We start from the raw sequence: 6,339 nt of genomic DNA on the forward strand, positions 1-6,339 counted from the left end.
GTCTTCATGTTCATTAAAGTCCTCGGTTCCGCCGCCGGCGGCGGTTTCCCGCAATGGAACTGCAACTGCGCCAACTGTCAGGGTCTGCGCGATGGCACCATTCAGGCTGCCCCCCGCACCCAGTCGTCAATTATCGTCAGCGACAACGGTAAAGAGTGGGTGCTGTGCAACGCCTCGCCGGATATCAGCCAGCAGATTGCCCATACCCCCGAGTTAAATAAAGCCGGCGTACTGCGCGGAACGCATATCGGCGGCATTATTCTCACCGACAGCCAGATCGACCACACCACCGGGTTGCTGAGCCTGCGGGAAGGCTGCCCACATCAGGTCTGGTGCACCCCGGAGGTTCATGAGGATCTCTCCACCGGCTTCCCGGTGTTTACCATGCTGCGGCACTGGAACGGCGGCCTGGTGCATCATCCCATCGCTCCGCAGCAGCCTTTTACCGTTGACGCCTGTCCTGATTTGCAGTTTACCGCGGTGCCTATCGCCAGCAACGCGCCGCCCTATTCGCCGTATCGCGACCGGCCGCTGCCGGGTCATAACGTGGCGCTGTTTATCGAAAACCGCCGCAACGGGCAGACGCTGTTCTATGCCCCGGGGCTGGGTGAGCCGGATGAAGCCCTGCTACCGTGGCTGCAAAAAGCGGACTGTCTGCTGATCGATGGCACCGTCTGGCAGGATGACGAGCTGCAGGCCGCCGGCGTCGGGCGCAATACCGGCCGCGATATGGGCCACCTGGCGCTCGGCGACGAGCACGGGATGATGGCCCTGCTGGCCTCTCTGCCGGCAAAACGCAAAATTCTCATTCATATTAATAACACCAACCCGATCCTTAACGAGCAGTCTCCCCAGCGCCAGGCGCTAACGCAACAGGGGATCGAAGTGAGCTGGGACGGGATGGCAATCACCCTTCAGGATACCGCATGCTGATCACTGACACGCTGTCGCCGCAGGCCTTTGAAGAGGCTCTGCGGGCTAAAGGCGCCTTCTACCATATTCACCACCCTTACCACATCGCCATGCATAACGGCGACGCGACCCGCGAGCAAATTCAGGGCTGGGTGGCGAACCGGTTTTATTACCAGACCACTATTCCGCTGAAAGACGCGGCAATTATGGCCAACTGCCCGGATGCGCAGACCCGGCGCAAATGGGTGCAGCGGATCCTCGACCACGACGGCAGCCACGGCGAGGACGGCGGGATTGAAGCCTGGCTGCGGCTGGGGGAAGCGGTCGGTTTGAGCCGCGACGATCTGCTCAGCGAGCGTCACGTGCTGCCCGGCGTGCGCTTCGCGGTGGATGCCTATCTTAATTTCGCTCGTCGCGCCTGCTGGCAGGAGGCGGCCTGCAGCTCCCTGACCGAGCTGTTCGCCCCACAGATCCATCAGTCGCGCCTCGACAGCTGGCCGCAGCATTATCCATGGATCAAAGAGGAAGGCTACTTTTACTTCCGCAGTCGTCTGAGCCAGGCCAATCGCGACGTTGAGCATGGCCTGGCGCTGGCGAAGGCCTACTGCGACAGCGCTGAAAAACAGAACCGGATGCTGGAGATCCTGCAGTTTAAGCTCGACATTCTGTGGTCGATGCTCGATGCCATGACCATGGCCTATGCCCTGCAGCGCCCGCCCTATCACACGGTCACCGACAAGGCGGCCTGGCACACGACCCGACTGGTGTAATCATGCAGAAAACGTCCATAGTTGCCTTTCGTCGCGGCTACCGACTGCAGTGGGAAGCCGCCCAGGAGAGCCATGTGATCCTCTATCCGGAGGGTATGGCCAAACTCAATGAGACCGCCGCGGCGATCCTCGAGCTGGTCGATGGCCGGCGCGACGTCGCGGCGATTATCGCCATGCTTAATGAACGTTTCCCGGGAGCCGGCGGCGTCGATGACGACGTCATCGAGTTCCTGCAGATCGCCTGTCAACAGAAGTGGATCACCTGCCGTGAGCCAGAGTAAACCCACCGTCAATCCGCCGCTGTGGCTGCTGGCGGAGCTGACCTACCGCTGCCCGCTGCAGTGTCCCTACTGTTCCAATCCGCTGGACTTCGCCCGGCAGGATAAGGAGCTGACCACCGAACAATGGATCGAGGTCTTTCGCCAGGCGCGGGCGATGGGCAGCGTTCAGCTGGGCTTTTCCGGCGGCGAGCCGCTGACCCGTAAAGATCTGCCGGAGCTGATCCGCGCCGCGCGCGACCTCGGGTTCTATACCAACCTGATCACCTCCGGGATAGGGCTGACGGAGAGCAAACTGGACGCCTTCAGCGAGGCCGGGCTGGACCATATCCAGATTAGCTTCCAGGCCAGCGATGAAGTGCTCAACGCCGCGCTGGCCGGCAACAAAAAAGCCTTCCAGCAGAAGCTGGCCATGGCCAAAGCCGTGAAAGCGCGCGACTACCCGATGGTGCTCAACTTCGTTCTCCACCGGCACAACATCGACCAGCTCGATAAAATTATCGAGCTGTGCATTGAGCTGGAAGCCGATGACGTTGAGCTGGCCACCTGCCAGTTCTACGGGTGGGCGTTTCTTAATCGCGAAGGGCTGCTGCCGACCCGGGAACAGATCGCCCGCGCCGAGCAGGTGGTCGCTGACTACCGGCAGAAAATGGCCGCCAGCGGCAACCTCACCAACCTGCTGTTCGTCACCCCGGACTATTACGAAGAGCGGCCGAAAGGCTGCATGGGCGGCTGGGGATCGATTTTCCTCAGCGTCACCCCGGAAGGCACCGCCCTGCCTTGCCACAGCGCGCGCCAGCTGCCGGTGGCGTTTCCGTCGGTGCTGGAGCAGAGTCTGGAATCGATCTGGTATGACTCATTCGGCTTCAATCGCTACCGCGGGTATGACTGGATGCCGGAGCCGTGCCGCTCCTGTGATGAAAAAGAGAAGGACTTCGGCGGCTGCCGCTGCCAGGCCTTTATGCTGACCGGCAGCGCCGATAACGCCGACCCGGTGTGCAGCAAATCCCCGCATCATCACAAAATCCTCGAGGCCCGGCGCGAAGCGGCCTGCAGCGACATAAAAGTCAGCCAGCTGCAGTTCCGCAACCGTACCCGCTCGCAGCTGATCTTCCAAACCCGGGACCTGTAATGACGCTGGCGACCCGCACCGTCACTTTGCCGGGCGGCCTGCAGGCCACCCTGGTCCATCAGCCGCAGGCGGATCGCGCGGCTGCCCTGGCGCGGGTCGCCGCCGGCAGCCACCACGAACCGTCGCGCTTCCCTGGGCTGGCGCACCTGCTGGAACATCTGCTGTTTTACGGCGGAGAGCGCTACCAGGATGATGACCGACTGATGGGCTGGGTGCAGCGCCAGGGCGGAAGCGTGAATGCCACCACCCTGGCTCGCCATAGCGCGTTCTTTTTCGAGGTTGCCGCCGATGCTCTGGCTGACGGTGTCGCGCGTCTACAGGAGATGCTGCAGGCCCCGCTGCTGCTCAGGGAAGATATTCAGCGCGAAGTGGCGGTGATTGACGCCGAGTACCGCCTGATCCAGCAGCATGAGCCATCGCGCCGGGAAGCCGCGGTGCGCCACGCCGCCAGCGCGCCCGCGGCGTTTCGCCGCTTTCAGGTAGGCAGCGCCGACGCGCTGGCGGGCGATCTCGCTGCGCTGCAGGCCGCCTTAGGCGATTTTCACCGCACCCATTACGTCGCCCAGCGAATGCAGCTCTGGCTGCAGGGGCCGCAGTCGCTGGAGGCGCTCGGCGAGCTGGCGGCCCGTTTCGCCGCCGGGCTTGCCGCAGGCGAGGCGCCGCCGCCGGCGCCGCCGCTGCGCCTGGGCGAGTTCACTGCACTGCAGCTGGAGGTCTCCAGCCAGCCCGCGCTGTGGCGCTGCCCGCTGATCGCTTTAAGTGACAACGTCACGTTACTGCGCGAGTTTTTGCTGGATGAAGCCCCCGGCAGCCTGATGGCCGGCCTGCGCCAGCGCCGGCTGGCCGGGGATGTGGCGCTGAACTGGCTGTATCAGGATCGGCACCTCGGCTGGCTGGCGCTGGTCTTCGCCAGCGACCGGCCGGAAGAGGTCGACCGGCAGATAACCCACTGGCTGCAGGCGCTACAGCAAACGACGCCTGAGCAGCAGCTACACTACTATCAGCTATCCCGCCGCCGCTTTCAGGCGCTGTCGCCTCTCGATCAGCTGCGCCAGCGGGCATTCGGCTTTGCCCCCGGCGCGCCGCCCGCCGGGTTCGCCGATTTTTGCGCCGCCCTGCAGGCCGCCCCGTCGGTCAGCCTGGCCTGTCAGACCGTTTCCCCAGGGGAGCCTGTTGCCACCCAGGGCTTTAGCCTGCCGCTTAGCCGCTGGCGCCGCCGCCCTGAGTCTGACCCGGCGCTGGCGTTCGCTTTTTATCCGCAGGCCGCTGGCGATCTCGTTGCCAAATGCCCGGAGAAAGCCGCGCCGCTGCTCCACCTCCCGTCACCGGGAGATCCGCCGAGGCTCCTGCTGCGACCGCCCTTCTACTGCTCGCCCGATCAGGCCGAGGGGCTGGCGCGTGGGGAACAGCTGCGCCCACTGCTTGCCGCCCTGCGCCATGCCGGGGGACACGGCGAGTGGCATCTGTTCGACGGCAGCTGGCAGTTGACCCTCCAGCTGCCGGAGCCCGGCCGACGGCCGGAGGCGATCCTGCAGGCCATTCTGCGGCAGCTCGCGCTCCCGGTGGCCTCGCCGACCCCACCGCCGGAAAGTATCGCTATCCGTCATCTCATGGCTCAACTCCCCGAACGGCTGGGTACATCCGGGCATCAGGAAGGTTGGCTGGCGGCCCTGGCCGGCGGCAGCGCAGAAGATGCGCAGTGGGTAGCGCGTCAGCTGAGCCTGATTACCGCCCCGGTTAATCCGCCGATGCCCGCTCCGGCACCCTGCCGCCGCGGCGTCGAACGTCTGGTTTATCCGGGAGGCGATACGGCGCTGCTGGTCTTCATTCCGCTGCCGGATGGCGCCTCGCTGGCGGCCCTGCGGCTGCTGGCGCAGCATTGTGAGCCGCTATTTTTCCAGCGCCTGCGGGTGGAGCAGCAGATTGGCTATGTGGTGAGCTGCCGCTATCAGCGGGTCGCCGATCGCGACGGGCTGCTGATGGCGCTCCAGTCCCCGGATCGCCGCGCCGGGGAATTGCTGCGCTGTGGTAAAGACTTTCTGCGCCAGCTGGCCCCCATGGATGAGGCGACCTTCAGACCGCTACAGCAGCGCCTGGCCGCTCAGATCCGCGCCAGCAGGCCGCCAGAGGCGCGGGCGCTGTCCGCCCTGCGTCAGGAGTATGGTTTACCAGAGCTAACGCCGCAGGCGGTTGACGCGCTGCGCGTTGCAGAGGTGGCCGATCTGGCACGCGAAATGACCCGCCGGCGTCGCCGCTGGCAGGTGCTGTTCACGACAGGGGATTAATGGCCGGGGGCATCCGGGGTCAGAAAGGCGCTGACGAAGCGCGTAAGGATCGCCGCGCCCTGCGGGCTCTCCTGCACCTCGTCGTGTAACCGCTGCGCGTCAATACCTTCCGCCTGCAGCACCGCCTCCCGGTGGCGGATCAGCGAACGGGCTATCGGCGCGGTAAATTCCGGGTGAAATTGCGTAGAGACCGCGTGCGGCCCATAGCGCACAATCTGGTGGGGATCGTGGGAGGACGCGGCCAGCACCGTGGCCCCTTCCGGCAGACGAGTCACGGTTTGCAAATGGCTCAGATGCGCAGGAAATGTAGCCGGCAGGCCGCTCAGCAGCGGATCATCGATACCCCATGGCGACAGCGTAATGGTTTGGCTGCCGCTTTCCCGCCCGCCAGGATGATACGCCACCTCGCCCCCCAGGGCATGGGCCATCAGTTGATGACCATAACAAACGCCGAACAGCGGCATGTCGATAGCCACCGCCTGCCGGATCCAGTCGGCGGTCCGTTCGCTCCACGCCAGACGATCGGTTACCATCGCCCACGAGCCGGTCAGCACCGCTATGGTCTGGTTATCCGGCGTCGGCAGCGGTTCATCTTCAAACACCCGCACCGTGGTGAGCTGCGTCTGCCACGGCGCCAGCAGCGTGCGAAACCAGCGCGGCAGATCGCCATGCGCCTGGCGAATGGCCGTCGGCGGCGTGCCGGTCTGGACCAGCAGTAATCGGTTACGTGTCACCTTTCCTCCTCGCTCCGGGTCATGTTCCCGTAAAACACTATGCCGCCGGGAAGACGATGGGACAAATAACCAATTACTATGGACGATGCGCCTGCGGAATAAGTCCTGTCGCTTACTGGGCATCGGCGCTGTCACGCTGCGGCACATCGGCTGCCGCCGAAGATGCCTGCTGCGGGACAAAAATATGGTCCAGGATGGCGCGCGCCGTCGGTCCGGCCACCACCCCAT

At 64.5% G+C, this 6,339-nt stretch carries 6 protein-coding genes; 5 read left to right on the top strand and 1 reads right to left on the bottom strand.

All coding sequences use genetic code 11. The features are described from left to right. Window positions 1–6: 6 nt before the first annotated feature. The 5 genes from pqqB to pqqF are packed head-to-tail and all read left to right on the top strand — an operon-like array spanning window position 7 to window position 5,377. Window positions 7–933: a pyrroloquinoline quinone biosynthesis protein PqqB gene (pqqB, locus tag KHQ26_RS04165; protein ID WP_004143684.1), complete on the top strand. Its 927-nt coding sequence runs from the start codon at window positions 7–9 to the stop codon at window positions 931–933. Further along, window positions 927–1,682 carry a pyrroloquinoline-quinone synthase PqqC gene (gene pqqC / locus KHQ26_RS04170; protein WP_004143685.1) on the top strand — a complete coding sequence of 252 codons (756 nt, stop codon included), beginning with the start codon at window positions 927–929 and terminating at the stop codon, window positions 1,680–1,682. The genes pqqB and pqqC overlap by 7 nt, the downstream gene beginning before the upstream one ends. Before the next feature lie 2 nt (window positions 1,683–1,684). Further along, window positions 1,685–1,963, top strand: coding sequence for a pyrroloquinoline quinone biosynthesis peptide chaperone PqqD (gene pqqD, locus KHQ26_RS04175; protein WP_016946776.1), 279 nt, complete (start codon window positions 1,685–1,687; stop codon window positions 1,961–1,963). Further along, window positions 1,950–3,092, top strand: coding sequence for a pyrroloquinoline quinone biosynthesis protein PqqE (gene pqqE / locus KHQ26_RS04180; protein WP_004212061.1), 1,143 nt, complete (start codon window positions 1,950–1,952; stop codon window positions 3,090–3,092). The genes pqqD and pqqE overlap by 14 nt, the downstream gene beginning before the upstream one ends. After that, on the top strand, window positions 3,092–5,377 hold the full coding sequence (pqqF, locus tag KHQ26_RS04185) for a pyrroloquinoline quinone biosynthesis protein PqqF (protein ID WP_020803472.1): 2,286 nt from the start codon (window positions 3,092–3,094) through the stop codon (window positions 5,375–5,377). Before pqqE ends, pqqF begins: the two co-directional genes overlap by 1 nt. Here the strand turns inward: pqqF and KHQ26_RS04190 are convergent. Then, a complete protein-coding gene (locus KHQ26_RS04190) occupies window positions 5,374–6,111 on the bottom strand; it encodes a glutamine amidotransferase (RefSeq protein WP_016946774.1) in 738 nt (245 codons plus the stop codon). The two genes, pqqF and KHQ26_RS04190, sit on opposite strands and share 4 nt — an antisense overlap. Window positions 6,112–6,339: the final 228 nt, after the last annotated feature.

The sequence above is a fragment of the Klebsiella sp. 10 genome (genome assembly GCF_018223925.1).
GTDB lineage: Bacteria > Pseudomonadota > Gammaproteobacteria > Enterobacterales > Enterobacteriaceae > Klebsiella > Klebsiella pneumoniae.